Raw genomic sequence first — 19,617 nt, forward strand, 5'->3', positions numbered from 1 at the left:
ATGCTCGATCTCATTCAAACCTACGGTATCTATTACCTGATCGGCCAATACCCGAACGGGCCGCTGGGCGGGTTGGCGCTGACGTTCCTGCTGGCGTCCGCGGGCCTTGTGCTTGCGCTGCCGGTTGGCATCCTGCTTGGCCTGTGCCGCGTCAGCCCGATTGCCGCGCTGCGCTGGCCGGCCACGGCGCTCGTCTATGTCGTGCGTGGCACACCGCTGCTGATGGTGATCTTCTGGGCGTATTTCCTGCTGCCCTCCATCACCGGCCAGCGCACCGACCAGTTCAGCACCATGCTGACTGCGCTGGTGATTTTCGACGGCGCCTATCTGGCGGAGATCGTGCGCGCAGGCATCCAGGCGTTGCCGCGCGGGCAAATGGAAAGCGCCCGCTCGCTCGGCCTGTCGTACATGCAGGCGATGCGCCGCGTGATCCTGCCGCAGGCGCTTCGCAACATGCTGCCGTCGCTCGTTAATCAGCTCGTGTCGACCATCAAGGAAACCTCGCTCGGCTACATCATCAGCCTGCCCGAGGTGTCGTTCGTGGCGGGGCAGATCAGCACCGCCGTGATGGTCAAGTCTGCCGAGGTGTACGGCCTGCTCGGCATCAGCTACTTCATCATGTGCTTCAGCCTGACGCGCGTGGCGTTTTACCTGGAGCGCCGCCTTGCCGCGCGTGCACCGTCCAAACCATGAACATGATCACGATTGAACACGTCGACAAGTGGTACGGCGATTACCACGCGCTGGTCGACATCAACGAAACCGTTTCCAAGGGCGAAGTGGTGGTGGTGTGCGGGCCGTCGGGCTCGGGCAAGTCAACGCTCATCCGCACGCTGAACCGGCTCGAAGCCATTCAGAAAGGCCGCATCGTGGTGAACGGACACGAGGTGCATGCGCCGGGCGTGGACGTCAACGTGCTGCGCAGCGGCATCGGCTTCGTGTTCCAGCAGTTCAACCTGTTTCCGCACTTGACCGTCATGCAGAACTGCACGCTGGCGCCGGTGCAACTCAAGCGCATGGCACCACAGGAAGCGAAGGACTTTGCGATGAGCCTGCTTGAACGCGTGGGCCTGCCGCACAAGGCCGGCGCCTACCCCGGCGAGCTGTCGGGCGGCCAGCAACAGCGCGTGGCCATCGCGCGCGCCCTGGCCATGAAGCCGCCGGTCATGCTGTTCGACGAGCCCACCTCCGCGCTGGACCCGGAAATGGTGAACGAAGTGCTGCTGGTCATGAAGGACCTCGCCCGCGACGGCATGACGATGGTCTGCGTCACGCACGAAATGGGCTTTGCACGCGAGGTGGCCGACCGCGTCCTATTCATGGACCAGGGACAGGTGCTGGAACGCGCCACGCCCGAGGATTTTTTCCAGCGCCCGCAGCACCCGCGTGCGCAGCGCTTCCTGGCCGATATCCGCTCGCCGTGGAGCGAACCCGCCTGAACCGTTGGGCAGCGGCCAAATAAAAAACGGGGAACACTGTCCCCCGTTTTCTTTGGATGCACGACAACGCGGCTTACTGGATCGCCTTGTCGTTCGGGTGTGCGTACAAATCCTTCATGCCAGCCGTCATCGGGTAGTTCAGGTTCAGGCCCTTCGGCGGAATCGGCGACAGGAACCACTTCTTGTACAAGTCGTTCGCCTTGCCCGATTTCATCAGATCGGCAATCACGTCATCGGCCACTTTCTTGAACGCCGGATCGTCCTTGCGCATCATGCAGGCGTAGGTTTCCGTCTGCAGCGGCGTGCCCGTGACCACCCAGTCAGCCTGGTTCTTGGCCTTCGTGCGCTCGCCGTACAGCAGCGGTTCGTCCATCACGAACGCCACGGCGCGGCCCGATTCCAGTGTCAGGAATGCCTGGCCGTGATCCTTCGCCAGGATCAGGTTCATCTTGTCGGCATCCTTGGCTTCGCCATTCATCTTCTGCAGGATGCGGTCTTCCGTCGTGCCGGCGGTGGTCACCACGGTCTTGCCCTTCAGGTCGGGGAAGTCCTTGATGCCCGAATCCTTCTTCACCAGCATCAACATGCCGTAGATGAAGATGTTGTTCGAGAACGCGACCTGCTTCTGGCGCTCGAGGTTGTTGGTGGTCGAGCCGCACTCGAAGTCAATCGTCCCGTTCTGCAGCAGCGAGATGCGGTTCTGCGACGTGATCGGCGTGAGCTTGACTTGCAGCTTCTTGCCCACCGCCTTTTCCACGCCGGCAACGATCATGTTGGAGATTTCTTGCGAATAGCCGGTGATGGTGTTCGCGTCAGCCTGGTACGAGAACGGAATCGACGACTCGCGATAGCCCACCGAGATCACGCCCGATTGCTTGATCTTGGCCAGCGTGTCGGTTGACTGCGCCTGCGCACCGGTCGACAGCACGGCCAACGTACCGGCCGCAGCCAGCGTCAGGCCACACAGAATCCGTTTGGTCGATTGCAAGGTCTTCATGCTTCCCCTCCTATGGGTGTGTTCGCTCCAGACTACTTTGGTTACCAATGGGCGCCGGCCGGACGCACATCGTCAAGCCTGCACGCTCGGTCTTTGAATCTCGTTCTGAATCTCGCTCTTGTGTCACGCGGCCAGCGCATACGGCACTGGGGAAATCGCGGGCTTGCGGCCGGCAATCAGGTCGGTCAGCAAGCCTGCGCTGCCGAGCGCCAGCGTAAAGCCCAGCGCTCCGTGCCCCACGTTCAACCACAGTCCCTCCACCGGCGACGCCCCGACCACGGGCACGCCGGTTGGCGTTGCAGGCCGCATGCCAGCCCACGGCGCCGCATCGGCACCCGCGTCATTGGCGCGCATGGCACCTGGGAATAGCGCGCGGGTTTCGTCGTACAGCGTCTGCGCCCGGCGCGTATCCAGCGCGGTCGACCAGCCCACTAGGTCAGCCATGCCCGCCACTCGCAGCGTCTGGCCGATGCGGGCGTAGACAATCTTGCGCGCCGCATCCGTCACGCTGATCACCGGGGCAACATCGCCCTCGCCCAGCGGCAGGCTGATGCTGTAACCCTTGAGCGGATAGAGCCCGGGGTCGATGCGCAACGGGCTGAGCAGCCTGGCGCTGGTCACGCCCGCTGCCATCACCACCGCATCGGCGGCAATCTGCTCGCCATCGGCCAGTTTTAGACCGCGCACACGGCGGCCTTCGGTCCACAACGCGTCAACGCCGGTAGCGAAGCGCAGCATCACGGTCGGCATCGCGCGCAGCCGGTTGAACAGGCCGACGCAAAGCTGGTGGCAATCGGCCACGTCTTCGTCGGGCGTGTAGATGGCGCCGACAATCTGGTCACGCGCGCCGGCAAGCGCTGGCTCGTGAGTCACCGTTTCGTCGGCGGACAGCGCATGCTGCTCGCAGCCGAGCGTGGCCTGATAGCCGACCTGCGCGCGGGCCGACTCGAACGCCGCGGCATCGCGGTGCACCACCAGCTTGCCGCGCCGGGCAAAGCTGAACGCCAAATCCGGCGCCGCCTCCCGCAGTGCTTCCATGCGTGCGCGGCTGTAGAACGACAGCGCAAGCAGCTCGCGCGTGGTGCGGTCGGCCCGGTCACGATTGCAGGCGGCGATAAAGCGCAGCCCCCAGCGCAGCAGAGCCGGGTCCAGCGACGGCTTCAGCCGCAGCGGCGAATCGCGGCGCAGCAACCAGCCGGGCACGTGCGAAAGCACGCCGGGGCCGGCCAGCGGTGCCACATAGCTGTAGCTCAACTGGCCGCCGTTGGCGTAACTGGTGCCCTCGCCCGGGCCCGGATGCCGCTCGACCAGGGTGACCTGATGGCCTTCCTGAGCCAGCGCATAGGCCGTGCTGATGCCGATGATGCCGGCGCCGACTACTGCGATGTGCATGAAGAAGCTGCGTATTTTGGAATATCGGTGCAGCTTAAGGAGCCCGGTGGGGGTTGGGCAAATGCGGAGTTGTCGGGGGGGATGTTGTGGGGCTATGGGTTTTGGTGGGTTCTTTTGGACTGGTGGTTCACCCCTTGTTTCACCCCCTGCCCGGGGGCGACTTACTTTCTTTGTCTTGCCAAAGAAAGTAAGCAAAGAAAGGCGCGCCCGAGATGGCGAAAGATTCCTTGAATTTATGTCGCAGAGAGGGGAAGGGAAAAACTCGCTGCGCTCGGACAGTTTCCCTTCCTTTTTCCTCTCTGCAACAGAAATTCAAGGCGCCATCTAGGGCAGGTACGTCAAAGGCCAAACCCGCGGTGGGCTGACGTGTGCGTGCTCGGGAGTGCACGCCGGATGCGGGGATTCAGTGGTCGCCGGGGATGAAATTCGGTGCGTGAGCGGCGGGTGACGCCGCGCCACCTGCTTGCCGCTAGCCTGCCCCGAGCCTGAAGACGCTGACCGCGCGGCGCAGGTTCCCGGACTGCTCCTGCATCGCTTGCGCCGCCGCCGCAGACTCTTCCACCAGCGCGGCATTCTGCTGCGTCACCTGGTCAATCTGACTGATTGCCTGGCTCACCTGCTCCAGGTTTTGGCTTTGCTCGTCCGACGCCACTGCAATCTCGGCAATGATGCTCGAGACACCTTCAATGGCGACACTCACGCGGGCCATTGCGGCATGCACGCCCGACGCCTGCTCGGAGCTGAGTTCAACCTTTCCGGTGGATGCCTCGATCAGCTCCTTCACTTCCTTCGCAGCACCCGACGCGCGTTGCGCCAGCGATCGCACTTCGCCGGCCACCACGGCAAATCCCCTGCCCTGTTCGCCGGCTCGCGCGGCCTCCACCGCAGCATTGAGTGCCAGGATGTTCGTCTGGAAGGCAATACCCTCGATCAGCCCGGTAATCTCCGCAATCTTCTTGGACGCCGTGCTGACCTCGCTGACCGTTTGCACCATCGCGGTCACTTCAGCGCGTCCGGCCTCCGTCATCTCTCTTGCACTGGCTGCGAGCGACGTGGCTTGACGTGCGTTCTCGGCGTTCCGCTTGACTGCCTCGGTCAGTTCCGTCGTGCTGGCCGCCGTCTCCTCGATCGACGCCGCCTGTTGCTCGGTCCGCGTGGACAAGTCCATGTTGCCCGCCGCAATCTGGCCTGCGGCGCCAGCCACAGACTCGGTTGCAACGCGGATGCTTCCAACCGTACCCACCAGTTGCTGCGTCATGTCAGCCAGTGCCTGCAATAGCTTGCCGGTCTCGTCCTTCGAGTTGGCGGCTGCCACGCTCGACAGATCCCCGGCTGCGACACGGCTTGCAATGCCGGCCGCCACCTGCAATGGCCGGGTGATGCTCACTGTCAGGAAGTAGGCAAAGACAAGGCCAAGCGCCAAGATCAGCCCTTCCAGCACCATCAGCAACGTGCGGCTGTTTGCGGCGCTGGCGCCGATGTCCTTCGCGATGTCGTCGATGGACCGGCGCTGCACCTCCAGCAGTTGGCGCATGATGTCCTGATACGCATTGGCACCCGGCACGAAAACGTGGTCGAGCACGCGCTGGGCTTCGTCGGGATTGCCCGAGGCCTTGGCCGCGTTGATGGCATCCCGCGCGCTCAGATAGCCTTTGCGCAGCTCGCCGATCTTGGCGAACAGCGTCTTCTCTTCTTCGGTGGACAGCAGCGCTTCCACCTTCTTCTGGTACTCGCCCGAGGCCTTTGACGAAGCCGCCGCCTCTTGCGCAAAATACGGCCCCAGCGAGGGATCGGCGCTCTTTGCGACCGCAATAGTGCGGCGGATGCCGACGACGAGATTGGCATACCAGTCGCCGATCAGACGCTCCTTGAGCAGCGGCTCATTCATCATGGCCCGTGTGGCCGTCGCGGCATTGTCCAGACGCCAGATTGCAATGGCGGTGATGACGACGGAAAACGCCAGCACAGCCGCAAATCCGAAGGCAAGACGCTTGCCGATTCCCATGTTCCTGATGCGCTGCATGCTGTTTCGTTCCCTTCGCCACCGCGTGGCCACCTGGTCTGCTGACACTCTCCGCCAATGCGTCGTCGGCTGGTCGGCAGTCCGGGTGGTGAGTTCAGCGCCGGAGCGGCAGCCAAGCGATGTGCAATAGCGAAAAGGAATCGGCCAAGAAATCTTGATTGGGCTGAGGGGTGCGAAAAACCGTTCCCTCAAAGAGGCCCTTCTTTCCTATCGGATCGAAGTAAAGAATCTGAACCCGCGTCTAGCGGGCAGTTTTCGCTCAGCCCACTCGATGGGGGCGACACGGCACGCCATCCACCGTCAGGGTTGCTCTCTACGCGGCGAGGAAGTAGCGAGGAGCTCGGGCCTCCAAGCGTGGACCACAAAGCCCGGCGCGCCAGCCTCCAGGCTCCGATGACGGAGCAAAAAGCGTCATGGTGTTGCTGCAAAAAGCAGCACGCGCAGAGCAAAAAGCCTCGCGGCCGGCGCTTGCAGCGCCGTGCGCGAGGCTTGAAGGGTCGTGAACGGGGGTTGAGGTGTCGCGGGCTGGGTTCCGAACGGCAGCGGAAGCTCTCGGCTGGCCTTACTGCAACATGAAGGTTTCGTATTCCAGCCGATCCAGCTTCCGATCGAGGATCACCAAGCTAGCCATCACGACCAGGAGCAGCGACACGGCGAATCCGTATCCGTACCAGGCTGGCCCAAGCTGCAATGTCATCCACGTCAGCACGCCGTTGAGGGCCACAAACGCCGCCGTCAGTGCCAGCACCACGCGGCGCCGGTCGAGGTAGAAGAAGATGTTCACCACGCCCAGGAACACCACCTGCAAGCTCGCGGCAATGGTGTCGACGTACAGCAGCGGCAGGTACAGCTCGGAAATCTGCAGCGCGCGCAGCACCGAGGCGCCCACGGCAAACAGCACCAGCGCGGCCATGGCCTGGATCTTCACGATCTCGTACAGGCCCGCGCGAATGGTCTGCACCATCGTGTTGCGCATGTCTTCGATGTGCTCGAGCGATGCGCCGCCGCGCACGGCGTCGTAGAAGGCGTCGTAGTACTCGACGAAATCCGTCTCGATGCGCACCAGGAACACGGCCATGCCGGGAATGATGCCGAGGTATGCAAGAAACACCGGAATGTCGTAGATGACCGACGCGTTCAGCGGGCCGATCACCTGCTGGCCCGTGCCCGGCGCATACCAGAACATGAACTTATCGAGCCAGATGCCGAGGTTGTACAGCAGCCCGATCAGCATGAGCGACGGATACGCGAACCGCCGGTCGAACACCTCGAACGACAGGAAACGCCGCCCGCTGAAGTTGCGGTAGATAAGCGCCGCCATGCCGATCAGCAGGCAAAGCTGCCCCGTCACGAACCCCGCCAGCAGCCCTTCCAGCCCCAGCCGGTTGAACAGCAGCGCCAACAGCACGGTGAGCGTGTAGCCGATCAGGAAGATCCACACGATCGCCTTGTACTGCTTCATGCCCGACAGGAAGATCACGGCGATCCAGATATTGGCCATGACCACGAAACCGGCCAGCATCAGCAACCGGTAGATGGCCGACTGCTGCGGGAACGCAAAGAGGATGACAAGCAGACCCAATCCGCCCGCCACCAGCGTCATCACGAGCGACACGGCGTGGTAGTTGGGCAGGATCAGGTCGTCGCGCTTCTCGAACAGGCGGTCGGACGTAAAGCGCGTGAACGCCAACTGCAGCGGCCCCGTGAGGATCAGGCTGACCGCAATCAGGTAGGTGACCGACACCTGGAACTGCGTGATGAGCGAGCCGGGAACCACGAACGGCAGGCTCAGGATACCGATCAGCAGAATCCCGACGATGGAGAGAATCCACGGCCCCGAGCTGATGATGCCGGCGTAGGTATAGGCGCGCAGCAGCCCGAGCAGGCTGTCGCGCTTGAGCATCTTGCGCAGCTCAAAACCAATGCCGGCCATCAGCGGGCTCCCTCATGTGGCTTGTTCTGCTGGGCGAGGTGCGGGCAGGCTGCCGCAGCGGCAGAGGCAGCATTGGCACCGTGCTCGGTACTCAGATCGGGCAACGTCTGCAGGCGCGTATAAAGCTCGCGGTAGCTGCCGACCATCATCTCTTGCGTGTAGTAGCGCTCGACGCGCGCGATGCCGGCTGCCTGTGCTGCATGCCAGCGCGTTTCATCACGCAGCAACGTCAGCACTTCGGCGGCCAGGGCGGCCGGGTCGGCAATGCGCACCACGGCACCGGCCGCGCCCAATGCCGCGTCTTCGCCCTCCAGGCCGAACAGGAGCTGCCGGCACGAACCCACATCCGTCGTGACAGACGGCACGCCCGCGGCAAACCCTTCCAGCACTACCAACGGCAGCGCCTCGCTGATGGAACTCAGCACCAGTACGCCCACTTTCGGCAGGATGTCGTCGATCTTCTGGAAGCCCAGGAACTTGATGCGATCGCCGAGGCCCAGGCTCTCCGCCAGGCTGTGGCATTCCTGCGCGTATTCCGGATCTTCGTCTTCCGGGCCGGCAATCCAGCCTTCCGCATCGGGCATCTCGCGCGTGATGGTCAGCATCGCGCGGATGAACGTCTTCACGTCCTTGATGGGTACCACCCGGCCGATCAGGCACATCACGCGCGGCACGCTGGCCTGCCGCTTCTCGCGCAGCGCAGCCAGACGCGGCAGGTTGATGCCGTTGGGAATGCTGCGCGTCTTCTCGGCCGGCGCGCCGTCAATGACCTGCCGCTGCCGGTTGCCTTCGTACAGCGCGACGATGTCTTCGGCCGCGTCGTAGCAGACACGGCCCATGGTCTCGAAAAAGCGCACCCACAGATCGCGGAAGTAGCTGATCTGCGCGATGTCCTTCTCGAAGATGCTGCGGTTGTCACGGATCCACTGGCTCTGGAACAGGTCGATCTTGCGTTCCTTGGTGTAGATGCCGTGTTCCGATACCAGCAGCGGCCGCCCGCGCCTGTAGCGCAGCAGCGCGCCCAGGAACCCCGCATAGCCGGTCGAAATGGTGTGGAACACCTTCACCGGGATGAGGTTTTCCGCAATGCGCACAAGCTGCCACAACGGCTTGTGCATGATGCGCACGGTCCAGAAGTAATCGGTAAACGACGGGTCGGTGCAGTAACGCCGGTAGTAGTCCGTCATCATGTCCCACGCGCGGTGGCTGTAGAGGAACTGCTCCTCGGCCAGCGGGCCATCGTCGCGCAGGTCGGCAATCGACGCGCGGATCAACTCGGCCGTCTCTGCCTTGTTTGCCGGATTGCGCAACGCGTCGTGCAGCTTGCGCGAGCGCTCGAACGCAGCGGCATCGCCACCGCTGGCCTGCACCAGCGGCGGCGGCGGAAAGTCGTACAGGTAGTGGCACTCCAGGTGCACGACGTTGTCGGGAATGGCGTAGACGGGCTTGCCGTAGTCTTCACGGCGGCTGCCGATGAAGACGATGGCAAAGCGGATGTCCGGAAACGCCCGGATCATCTGGTTGACCCAGCTCGACACCCCGCCGCTCACATAGGGAAAGGTCCCTTCAAGCAGCAGCGCGACGTCGGCGGACTGGGCGCGCGGAAATTGGTCGTTGCTCATGATGTCCAGTAGCGCAACAGCGGCCGCAGCAACGGCAGCGGAGACCGGCTGGAGAACTGCGCCAGCGCCGCACGGGCGCCGGCATAGTCGCGGCGCAGGTAACAGGCTTCGGCCAGCGGCGGCAGCAGGCGGTCACGCGGGAAGCCGAGGGATTCAGCGCGGCGCAGGTGAGATTCGGCCACATCGGGCTCGCGGCGCGACAGGGCAAGGCGGCCACGCATGTACCACAGCGCGGCGTTGTCGGGCTGGATGTCGAGCGCCGCGCTGGCATAGCGTTCGACCTGTTCGGCGGTGTAGCGGTACACGTCGCCCTGCACCAGGTTCTGGTAGATCAGTTCCCAGTACAGGTCGGCCAGGCGCTTGTTGATGTCGTAGCGGGCCTCGGGCGTGGCGGCTTCTTCCAGGCGCGGCAGCTCGGCCAGGATCTTTTGCGTGAGCACCTTTTCGGCGTTGTCGAGCATGCCGTAGGCCAGCAGGCGGATGTCGTCCACCGGATCAGCCAGCAGGTCGCGCAGCACGGGGCTGGCCGTACGCGTGGGCATGGACTGCATGGCCACCAGCGCGGTCATGCGGCTTTGCACCGGCGCGCGCTCGTTGCTGAGCTGTGCGCGCAGCCGCGCCCCGCCGCCGTGCGTCACGCGGGAGATCAAGTGCGCCACGAACACCGGCAGGCCAACCTCGGCGATGTCCTTGTCGTCTTCGGGCTTGGGAAAGAGCTTGCCCAGCAGCAAGCTGCCGAGCACCAGCAGGCACCCCGCCACCGGCACGAAAAAGCACAGCGCCGTCAGGTAGCCATACGTCCATACAAAGGGCACGCGATAACGGCGCGGCAGCAAGCGCCACGCAGCCAGGCCGATCAGCGCCGCGGCGGTGCCCTGCAACATCAGGCATGACAGCAGCAGCGCCAGGCTGTTGCCGGCGTGCAGTGCCATCACCACTGCCGCAATCTGGGCCGAGATGCCGCCGAGCGTGAGCTTAAACATGATCGATCCGCATGGCCTTTGCGCCCCTATGCATCGAGGTGACAGCGCGTGAGGAAGCGCTGCAGCGCCTCGCCGGGGTGCTCGCCCGTCACGTGCAGTGTCTGCACGGTGATGTGCCCGCCCTCGAAATCGACGCCGAACTGCGCGCGCAGGCTGTCTTCAATGCGCACCAGATAGGCCGACACGGCACCGGCGCCCGACAGCGGCATCAGCGTGATGATGGCGCGGCGGCTCTTGCCGCTGGCCTGCCACACCACATCCAGTGCGCGGCGGCTGCGCACCACGCTCTCGAACAGCGCATCGCTGGCCTCGTCCTTGTCAAAGATGAGCGCCACCACCGACGAGTCGATACCCGTGTCGCGATGCAGACGCGCCAGCCGGCCGAGGTCGAGCGCGAACTCGTACGGCGCGTCGGGCACGAGATCCAGAATCTCGGAGCTGACGGTGAGGTGGCGCACGCCGTCGGCGTAGTAGCCGAGCAGCACGAGCAGGAACTGCAGGTTCTCGAACGACAGCGAGAGGAACGGCATCTGGTGTACGACCACCAGCCCGATCAACTCGTCCGCCCCCGACAGCACGGGCGCGCACGCCACGTAGCGCGAGCTGTCTTCCGTGCGCAGCTCGGGCGCCTGCGGGTGGCCCAGCGTGTGGGTGTCGATGCAATGGCGGATCAACGGATCATCGGCGACGATATCGAACGGCGTGCCGACGCGGGCGACCGGTTCGGTATCGATGCGGTTGCCCGTTACACGCACCATGGCAGCCACTTCAAGCTGGCAGGCCTGCGCCGTCCATTGCAGGAACGGCTCGGCACCGGGCAGTTGCGCCACGTCAGGCGCGTTCTCGGCGCTGCTGTGCTCCCGTGCGGCCAGCGCGATATTGCGCAGCTGCGTAAGCGTGTCGCGCAGCGTGGTGGGCTTGGCCAGCAGGTCGTTCTCCAGGCGCTCGTGCGACAGGCGCAGCAGGAAGTGGTTTTTGGTGAGCGCGGCCAACCGGTCGTTCAGGTAGCCATTGACGGTGCGGGCGCGTGACAACCGCGCCCCCCAGATGTCGCCGTACTGCCCCCCAATCAACACGAGCATCAGGCCGCCCAGAAAGTACATGCGCGGGAAGCTGGCGGCAGCGGCCGTCTGTCCGTAGAACACGGCCCAGGCGCCCAGCACGACCAGCGCGGCAAGTGCGCCGAGCAGCGTGCCGTAGCGCAGCGCCAGGATGAGCGGCACCAGCCACATCCACGGAAAACCGTAGCCGAGCAGCAGCGGGTTGTCGGGCACGAACAGCCACACGATGCCGATGGCCGCCACCGCAGCACCCAGCGTTTCGAGCACGGCGCTCGGGCTCGACACAGCGGGAGCAATCAGGCGCCCGTACCAGGTCGAGGCGCCAATGCCCTGCGCGTTGCGCCGGCGCTCATTCCGCCCGCCCTGGGCGCGCGCATCAGCGCCGGGGCGGCCGGCCGACTGCGCAGAACTTGCCGACTCGGTCTTCATCAGCCCCGGCCCAGCGGCGAGAGCAGCTCGCGCAGCAGCTTCTGCGCCACCGCCGACACGGCATCGCGGCTCCAGCCGGTGCGGCTGCCCGCTGCGCTCCAGATCACGTTGCCGGACTGCACGTCAATCACTTGCAGCGTGATGCCCACCGCGGGCTCGCCATCCACGCCGACCTTGTAGCGCCACTCGTCCACGGCGCCGGTCAGCGCGTAGCGGGCTTTCTCGCCGCGCGCCCAATCCAGCGCGCGCGATACGGCCTCGCGCTCGGCGGGCTCGAACAGCGATTCGCTGTTCAGGTTGGCCGGATACTGCTTGAGGTTGGAGAAGCCGCGCGCCTTGAGGATGCTGACCGCAATCGTCTCTGCACGCAGGCCCGCCTGCGGCGTTTCGGTGTAGTTGACGATGGGCAGCACGACCCACGCATCCGACGCACTGGTTGCCGGCGCACGCGCGCTGTCGACCACCGCGCAGGCGGACAACGCCAGCGCCGCACCAACGCCCGCTACCAGCGCCAGCCAGCGCCGGCGGCCGGCTTTCATCGTGTTGATCAAGGGTGTCATCGCGTTCTCCCTGGAGTCTTCCGTTGTGTGCTTCATGTCGTTCTTTCCCCGTTGCATTGTTCTTGCTTGTCAGTAAAGCCAGCGGTAGCGCAGGCCGATCTCCGTCAGCGGCGATGTACCCGCGCGCGTAATCGACTGGTGTTCGATGTACAGCGCCAGGTGGTCGTTGCCAAATACGCTGCCGGCCACGCCAAGCTGGGCCTGCACACCCCACCCTTCGCGGTTGTCATGCAGCATGCCTGCATCCATGAAGGGCCGCCAGGCGCGCGTATAGCGGTCCAGATAATCCGTGCCGAAGCCAAACAGCATGCCAAACTGGTTGAACGAACGCGGCATGATCTGGTCGACGTCCGGTGCAGCGCCCGAAGGAAGGAGGCGCGCCATCAACGGGCTGACCGTGCCCGTCGCGTTGTAGCGCGCGACAGTACCCACCACGCGGATCGTGTAGTCCGGATATTCCACCCGGAAGCGGTGACCGATTTCGCCATCGAACACCATGCCGCTGCCGAGGAACGAACGATCCTGTCCGTAGAAACGGTTGCCTTCCACGCGCGCGCGCACGTATTCGTTCTGCGTCACCCGCCAATTGTTGCCGATCGAAAAAAGATCCTTCACGCCGCCCACACGCAGTTGCGGCGTTTCATTGGCCGGCTGGTTGCGACCGATCGACAGTTCCGTGCCCACTGGCCCAACCTGCCCAAGCAGCCCATCCAGCCGGAACGCGTAGAGCGAGGCCAGCCCCTGGCGCCAACCCACCGTGCCCTTCCACTGCGTGTTCTGCGTCTGGTACTGCGAGATCCAATCCACCTGCCGGTCCTGCGCAGGCACGCCGGTCAACTGCGTGTCGTCGGTCGAGCGCTGGTTCCGTTGGGTGGCGCGCACAAGCATGCTGTAGTGATCGGTCAGGCGGATGCCGGCGGCGGCGCTGGTCTCGAAGTACGTGAGGGGCGCCTGCTTGAACCACGTCTCGCGCGGCTCCAACGCCTGTGCATTGGTCAACAGCGTCTCCTGCACACGTTCGTGCAGCTGCTCGTCATCGGGCGCGGTGCTCAGTCCTTCAAACGACAACCGCTGCGCCTCGCCGAGGCGGTCCGTCATCACATTCGCATCGATGCGGTTGTAGAGCGGAATACGGTCAGGCGTGTCGTCCAGCAAGCGGTTGAGCGTCTGCAGATCGCGCTCGGCCAGGGCGATGGAAATCTCGGCATAGGCCGGGCGCGTCATGCGGCGCGTGTACTGCTGCAGCAGCCACGCGCGCGCCAGATCGTTCGCCTCCTGCGACAGCGCCCAGCCCAGCGCCGCTTCCTTGGCCACGGCAGAGACAAGCTGGTCGCTCACGCGGGCGTTCTTGCGCTTGTCGGTGGGAAGCTGCGGCGGCTCGGGCGGCAACGTATCGATATCGCCCAACTCGGACTTATCGATCGCCGAGCGGCCGCCTTCGCGGGCCAGCTTCGTGGCGCGGCGATCATCGCGCAGCAATTCGATCAGCAGGCGCTGCGACAGATCGCCAGAGCCAAAGGTTTGAGCCAGTGAGACGCGCCGGGCACGCAATTCCGCACGGGCATCTTCTTCCAGCGGTGCCGCATCGGCATCGCCCTCCGCGACGCGTGTGCCTGCGCGGCGGCCCGTTGGCAGCTTGGTCTTTCCGCCACCTGTCGTGTCTTCCGCACGCCACAGCAGCCACCACGCCTCGCGGCGCAGCGCCCAGGCAGCATCGGCCTGACCGGCCATTTCGCGTGCGTCGGCATAGGCCAGCAGCCAGAGCGGATCGGTCTGCATCGACTTGCTCTGGCGGCCCAGGTAGCGCAGCGCAAGGTTGGCGTCGAACAGTTGCAGGCCGGCGGCAGCGTAGGCTCCCCAATATGCGGAATCGTTTTCGGCCTCGTTACGCCAAAGCGCCAATGCGCGCTTGAGTTCAGCGTTCTGGCCGGAATCCAGCAGACCCCACAGGAAGGCGGCCTTCACATCGCTACCCGCGTCAGGCAACGACACCGCGCGCCGCAGATCGCGCATGGCGGCATCCCACTGACCGCTCTGACGGAAATATTCGGCGCGGGCGCCCAGCACGCCGGCAGATTGTTCGGCCGCTCTGCGCTGCTCTGGCGTGAGCGAGGCCAGCAGCCCCTCGATGCGGCGGAAGGCACGCGCACGCGTGTAGTAGTAGATGGCCTGCTGCAGATGAACCATCGTGCCCGCCTTCCGGAAGGCGAGTTCAGCCAGGCGACCCGCGTCGATGGGGCTGGCGTCGTAGAAGTCGATCATCGTTGTCAGATCGTCTGGCTCAGCCCTGCCGCCGATCAGCAACTGTCGATACGCCGCACGCGACAGATCGTCACGCTGGTTCAGGCGCGCGAGCTGGGCGAAGGTCCGCCAATACAGGTCATCGGTTGGCGAGGCCGTCTTGTCCGCAGCCTGCATGGCAGCAAGGGCCTGGGCGAACTGTCCGCGCACGTACAGGATGTTCGCCAGCTTGAGCGCGTACCGCGCGTTGGGGCCGAACTCCTTCTGCAAACGCACGTAGGTGTCGTAGGCCGGCTCGTCTTTGCCTGCGCGCTCGGCCAGATTGGCATAGCGCTCCAGCACCACTTGCCGATGCGGACCGTGCGCGATGCTGTCCAGATACGCCAGCCCTTGCACGGGTTCACCCAGGCGCTCGTAGGCCGCGATAACCTGGTCGAGCAGCTTCATGTCGCCCGGGTTGCGGCTTGCCTGGTAGCGCAACGCTGCCAGATAGGCGTGGTCTTCATTGAGCGCGGGCGCCAGACGCAACACATGGTGCCAGGCGGCATCATCCCCAGTGGACTGCGCATACGCCAGCCAGTAGTTCAGCGCCGCCATCGGTTGCCGGTTCCACTCAGCCACTTGCGCGGCACGTTCGGTCCAGATTTTCAGATCGGGGCGTTGACGCACAGCGGCCTCGGCCACGCGCATGGCGTCGTTCAGATTGCCGCTGCCCATGAAAACCTGGAATGCGAGGTCGTAATCTTCCGCATTGAATGGCGCAATCCCACGTGCGATCGCCTGTGCGCCAGATGGCTGCGCAGACGAAGCAGCATCGCCAGCCTTGTCCTGTTTATCCGCCACCGGGCGAATGCGCGCAGCGTAGCGCTGGCGACGCGCCAGACCTTCCGGGCCGTCCATGAACACCAGGTCTGCCGGACTTGGCAACGGCTCAGGCCGGCCGGCGAATGCCCAGTCATGCCGGCCGACGCCGGAGGCCAAGGCAACACGCTCCTGCGCCTGATACCTGGACAGCCGCAGCAGGCGGCGCGCGTATTGGTCTGCCAGATCCGGCCGATTGCATGCCATCGCCAGGCGCGTGAGAAAGCGCAGCGTTTCGGTATCGTCGATCAGCGGGCCAACGCGGCGCTGCGCTTCCGTCATGGCATCGTCAAGCAGGTTGCCGGACTGCAATGCCTTCAACCCTGCGATGAAGTAGCGGCGCTGTTCGTCGAGCGAGGTGGCTGTGGCCTGCGCGGCAAAGTTGGCAGCCGCAGCGGCGCGGTATTCGCCCACGCCCAGTGCGATCTCGGCAGTACGCGCCTGCCATTGCGCGGCACGCGCCACGTCCTGTTTAGCCAGGCGTTGATAGAACTGGACAGCAATCGCGCCCTGGTCCAAGCCACGCGACTTGGCGGCGAGCATCTCCAGTTCGGCCGCGGTCCAGCGATAGTCCAGCGCCTGCTTGAGCAGACCACGCAGGTCAAGCAGCATGGCGGCGCGTTGGGGATCGTTCGGTTGCAGCGCGTATGCGCGTTGCTCTCGGATGGCGATGTCAAGCAGCAGCGCTTCACGGTCGAGCGTCTTGTCGTGCAGCGCACGCATGCGAGCAACCATGGCTTCGGCTTCCGGCAAGCGGCCGGTGCGAACGTACTGGGCGGCCAGCACGCTCAGGAACTCGCCATCGTTCGGACGCACGCGCAGCCAGGCTTCCAGGTAGGCCACGGACAGCGCATCCACCTTGCCGCCCTCCAGCAAGCGCGCCTCAAGGCGCTCGCGGGGGAACATCAAGGCGAGCGCAAGCCCGATCAGTGCACCCAGGGTACCGATCAGCCAGGCTGGCAGCAGCCGTTCACGCGGAGTCAGGTCAGCAGACCACATCGATACGTTGGTAGGTCACGGTTTGCGCTGCAGCTCCTGTCAGATCAACGCGTACGGTGTTGTCTTGTGCGCGGGCGGTGCGCGCCGGGTTGCCATTGACCTTCACGCGGCAGGCTCCCGCGTTGGCCAGACGAACAAACGGCTTGTAGTAGCCACCGGCCTCGAAACTCAACGCATTTCCGTTTCGTGCGAAGTTGCGCACGAAGGCTGCGGCTTCCGCAATGTATGCGGGCTTCGCCGATTCTGCTTCAGGTGCGAGCGTAAAGCGTGCGGCGCCATCATCGAGATGGATATAGATACCGCCCGCCGCCTTGTCATACCCGACCACCCCCCGCGCATCCGCCATGCGCGGCGTACCGCGGGCCATCCAGCGCAGTTCGCGCAGGTCGCCATCACCACGCACCACCCAGGTATTGTCATCCCCGACTTCCCGGGCGATGGCCATGCTGCGGAAGTCCAGCACCTTCGCCACGTACTCGGTCGAATAGATCGGGAACACGGGCTGCGCTAGCGCGTAGTCATAGACCTTCTTCAAGGCCTTGAGCGAAGCAAGCTTGGTGCCCGAATACATGTGGTAATAGATGTTGATTGGCTTGAAACGATACGGCGTGTCGGTCAATTGCAGCGTTTCAATCAGCCGATCAAAACCATAGAACGGCCCAGTCCAGTCATTGGTATAGACGTTCTCGTTCTGGTTTGGCGCGAATACCTGGTAAGCCCCGGGCCCCTTGTCGATGCCCAGCGGCGCAATCTCCGTCCATGATGGCGAGCTGCGCGTGATGGTGGTATCGCCGCCGTTCAGGTTGAGCACGCCTGCATCCCACGTCATGCGCACGGCAATCTCCGGCGGCTGGCAGTCGCCTGACCATTGCAGGATCTTGACGCGCTTGCCGGGCGGTGCAAGGCGCTCGTTGATGTAGTTGATGGAGCCCGAGATCTCGCGGTCGAGACTGAACTTGTAGCCCGGGATGGACAGCGCGAATGCAGTGTCCCCGCCACCCTTGTCAGCACCGGGCCCTTCCTTCGCGCGGTCCCCCGCCGCGCCGGGCACCGTGCGGCTCCAATCAAACGGGTGCGAATAGGTATGCGTGCCCAGTTCGACGTACGGCAACGCAAACATCTGACGCGCAATTGCTTCCAGGCGCGGCGTCAGCTTCGGGTAGAGGCCGCTTGCGCCCACCTCCCCCTCGATCACCGAGAGCGTTGTCGGGATGCGGTACTTCTCCCAGACGTCCTGCAGGAGCACTTCGCCGGAATACTCGGGGCCTGGAAACTCGGCGCGCGAGGCAAAGCCGTCGCCGTCCACGTGCACGAGCATGAGCCGGCGGCCGTTTTCAGAGGTCACATCGGGGATCGGCATGTCAGGCAGCGCAAGTGCGCGGCGCAGAAATTCGATCGGCTGGACCACCCAGCGCGCCTGTTCAACGGTGTCCATCGAGAACACCGCGTACGGATTCAGTACATAGCCGCCCCAATCGGTAATGGCTGCGGCATCAAACTCAAAGTTGCCCGACTTCAACCGCAGCAGCGACTGTCCGTTCGCGCTCACCTTGATCGGCTGGGCTTCACGGCGCTCCGGTTGCGGCGCCATCTCAAAACCCATCATCCTGTCTTGCGACACCACCGAAAGCGGCCCGTTGGCACGCCCACGCACAAGCTGCAGCTTGAACATGTCCGCCATGCTGGCGTCAACCGGCAGACCAAACTGGTTCAGAAAGGCGATACGTACGCCGTCATGAATGCGTTGCCGTACCCAAGACGACAGCGCCGCCACCTGCTTGATCGGACTGGTGTTCACCCACACCACCACGCCGGCGTAGCGGTCGGGCGGTACAGAAGCGGGCAGCGTCTTGTTGATGTCGGCGTACTCGACGTCGTAGCCAAGGAAATTGAGCGGCGTGGCCACGAAGCGCACGCCCTCGCTGGTGTCAATGGTCGTGCGCGGGTCACGATCCTGGAGGATCAACACCTTGCGCGGTAGCACTTCGATGCGCCCTACACCAATGGTCGACAAGTCCGGATCGGTGACATACGGCACCACGCCCTGCGCCTTGATGCGCTGGGCGGTATCGCGCGCACAGGCACGGTCGGCCGGCGGACAGTAGTCGATGGCGATGACGGGGAGGTGGTACTCGTCGCGAATCTTGCGGACCTGGCCCATCAGCCACGCGCGGTCGGCGTCGCTCACTTCCTTGTATTGCTTGGCGCCCTGGTCCCAGCCTCGATACAGCGATTCAAACGCCACCGCATACGATTGGTCATGCACCTGCGGCAGGATCTCAAACCCGCGGTTGAAGATCAGCTTGGCGTCCGGATAGCGCGCCTTGATCGCCCGAATGACCCGCACCATGCCGGCTTCCTGCGCCGCACGCGAGGCGTCATCCTTGGCCACCAGCTGATACGAGTCGAGCGTATCGAGGAAAAAGCCGCGGTAGCCCTTGTCCCACAGCGGCTTGATGACGTGTTCGACATAGAACGCCGGCCACTCGGGCCGGGCCTGGTCGACCACGCGGGAGGCCCACGCGGCGTTGTCGCCGAGCAACCATGACTTGGGCAATGCCTTGAACCATTGGCGCTGCGGCGTGACCTCGCCCAGGCTCACGTAGGCGAACCACTGCGTGCTAGGCGTCTTGAACTGGGATGGGTCGAAACCGTGGTCCGGCTCGACGACGACGGCATCGAACGCGCGCAACTGGCCCACGGGCGGTTTGTCGCCGTAGTACCACGCGATGTTCGGCGCGCTGGCCGCGGCGGGGGATGTGCTTTCCAGTGCTCCAGCCGTTTGCTGGGCATGCGCCTCCCCGGGCATGCATACAAGCGCTGCAGCCAATACCGCAGCCAAGCGCCCGATGATCCCTGCTGGTCCTGTATTCCCCCGCTTCCCCCCGGAATGCCGCACTGAACGGCAGAGAATCCCCATAACCCACTCCTATGCAACGATGTGCATACACTTGCAGCCGATCTGCGCCGGCACCCAATGGACCTGCAACGCTTCCGTTTGCGCCCCGCCGAACATCTGTCTTCACTCTCGATCACCGCCTGCAAACGCAGGCCCCGCAAGGCTAATCGGGACAGTA

The 19,617-nt window shown here is 64.4% G+C and carries 12 protein-coding genes; 2 read left to right on the plus strand and 10 right to left on the minus strand.

Annotated features, from left to right (window positions below; genetic code table 11):
* Positions 1-693, plus strand: coding sequence for an amino acid ABC transporter permease (locus N5B55_RS10995; protein WP_065859855.1), 693 nt, complete (start codon positions 1-3; stop codon positions 691-693).
* Positions 690-1,439, plus strand: coding sequence for an amino acid ABC transporter ATP-binding protein (locus N5B55_RS11000; protein WP_304538188.1), 750 nt, complete (start codon positions 690-692; stop codon positions 1,437-1,439). The genes N5B55_RS10995 and N5B55_RS11000 overlap by 4 nt, the downstream gene beginning before the upstream one ends.
* A 73-nt stretch (positions 1,440-1,512) precedes the next feature.
* Here the strand turns inward: N5B55_RS11000 and N5B55_RS11005 are convergent, their stop codons facing one another.
* The 10 genes from N5B55_RS11005 to N5B55_RS11050 form a co-directional block, all read right to left on the minus strand.
* Positions 1,513-2,436 (minus strand): glutamate/aspartate ABC transporter substrate-binding protein, encoded by a 924-nt coding sequence (locus N5B55_RS11005; RefSeq protein WP_304538189.1) that lies wholly within the window; start codon positions 2,434-2,436, stop codon positions 1,513-1,515.
* A 123-nt stretch (positions 2,437-2,559) separates the two neighbouring features.
* Positions 2,560-3,828 (minus strand): D-amino acid dehydrogenase, encoded by a 1,269-nt coding sequence (locus N5B55_RS11010; RefSeq protein WP_304538190.1) that lies wholly within the window; start codon positions 3,826-3,828, stop codon positions 2,560-2,562.
* 469 nt (positions 3,829-4,297) lie between these two features.
* Entirely contained in the window at positions 4,298-5,851 is a 1,554-nt protein-coding gene (locus tag N5B55_RS11015; protein WP_304538191.1) for a methyl-accepting chemotaxis protein, read from the minus strand.
* Positions 5,852-6,413: 562 nt separating this feature from the next.
* Positions 6,414-7,784 (minus strand): exopolysaccharide Pel transporter PelG, encoded by a 1,371-nt coding sequence (gene pelG, locus N5B55_RS11020; protein WP_065859859.1) that lies wholly within the window; start codon positions 7,782-7,784, stop codon positions 6,414-6,416.
* Complete coding sequence (pelF, locus tag N5B55_RS11025) at positions 7,784-9,406, minus strand: GT4 family glycosyltransferase PelF (RefSeq protein ID WP_037028333.1); 1,623 nt, start codon at positions 9,404-9,406, stop codon at positions 7,784-7,786. Before pelF ends, pelG begins: the two co-directional genes overlap by 1 nt.
* Positions 9,403-10,389, minus strand: coding sequence for a tetratricopeptide repeat protein (locus N5B55_RS11030; RefSeq protein ID WP_304538192.1), 987 nt, complete (start codon positions 10,387-10,389; stop codon positions 9,403-9,405). The genes pelF and N5B55_RS11030 overlap by 4 nt, the downstream gene beginning before the upstream one ends.
* A 26-nt stretch (positions 10,390-10,415) precedes the next feature.
* Positions 10,416-11,879 carry a PelD GGDEF domain-containing protein gene (locus N5B55_RS11035; protein WP_103519423.1) on the minus strand — a complete coding sequence of 488 codons (1,464 nt, stop codon included), beginning with the start codon at positions 11,877-11,879 and terminating at the stop codon, positions 10,416-10,418.
* Positions 11,879-12,439 (minus strand): penicillin-binding protein activator LpoB, encoded by a 561-nt coding sequence (locus N5B55_RS11040; protein WP_304538193.1) that lies wholly within the window; start codon positions 12,437-12,439, stop codon positions 11,879-11,881. The genes N5B55_RS11035 and N5B55_RS11040 overlap by 1 nt, the downstream gene beginning before the upstream one ends.
* Before the next feature lie 69 nt (positions 12,440-12,508).
* Entirely contained in the window at positions 12,509-16,540 is a 4,032-nt protein-coding gene (locus N5B55_RS11045) for a tetratricopeptide repeat protein (RefSeq protein WP_304538194.1), read from the minus strand.
* Positions 16,527-19,349, minus strand: a complete 2,823-nt coding sequence (locus tag N5B55_RS11050; RefSeq protein WP_369812402.1) for a bifunctional glycoside hydrolase 114/ polysaccharide deacetylase family protein — start codon at positions 19,347-19,349, stop codon at positions 16,527-16,529. The genes N5B55_RS11045 and N5B55_RS11050 overlap by 14 nt, the downstream gene beginning before the upstream one ends.
* Positions 19,350-19,617 lie beyond the last annotated feature (268 nt).

The sequence above is a fragment of the Ralstonia pickettii genome (genome assembly GCF_030582395.1).
Taxonomy (GTDB): domain Bacteria; phylum Pseudomonadota; class Gammaproteobacteria; order Burkholderiales; family Burkholderiaceae; genus Ralstonia; species Ralstonia pickettii_D.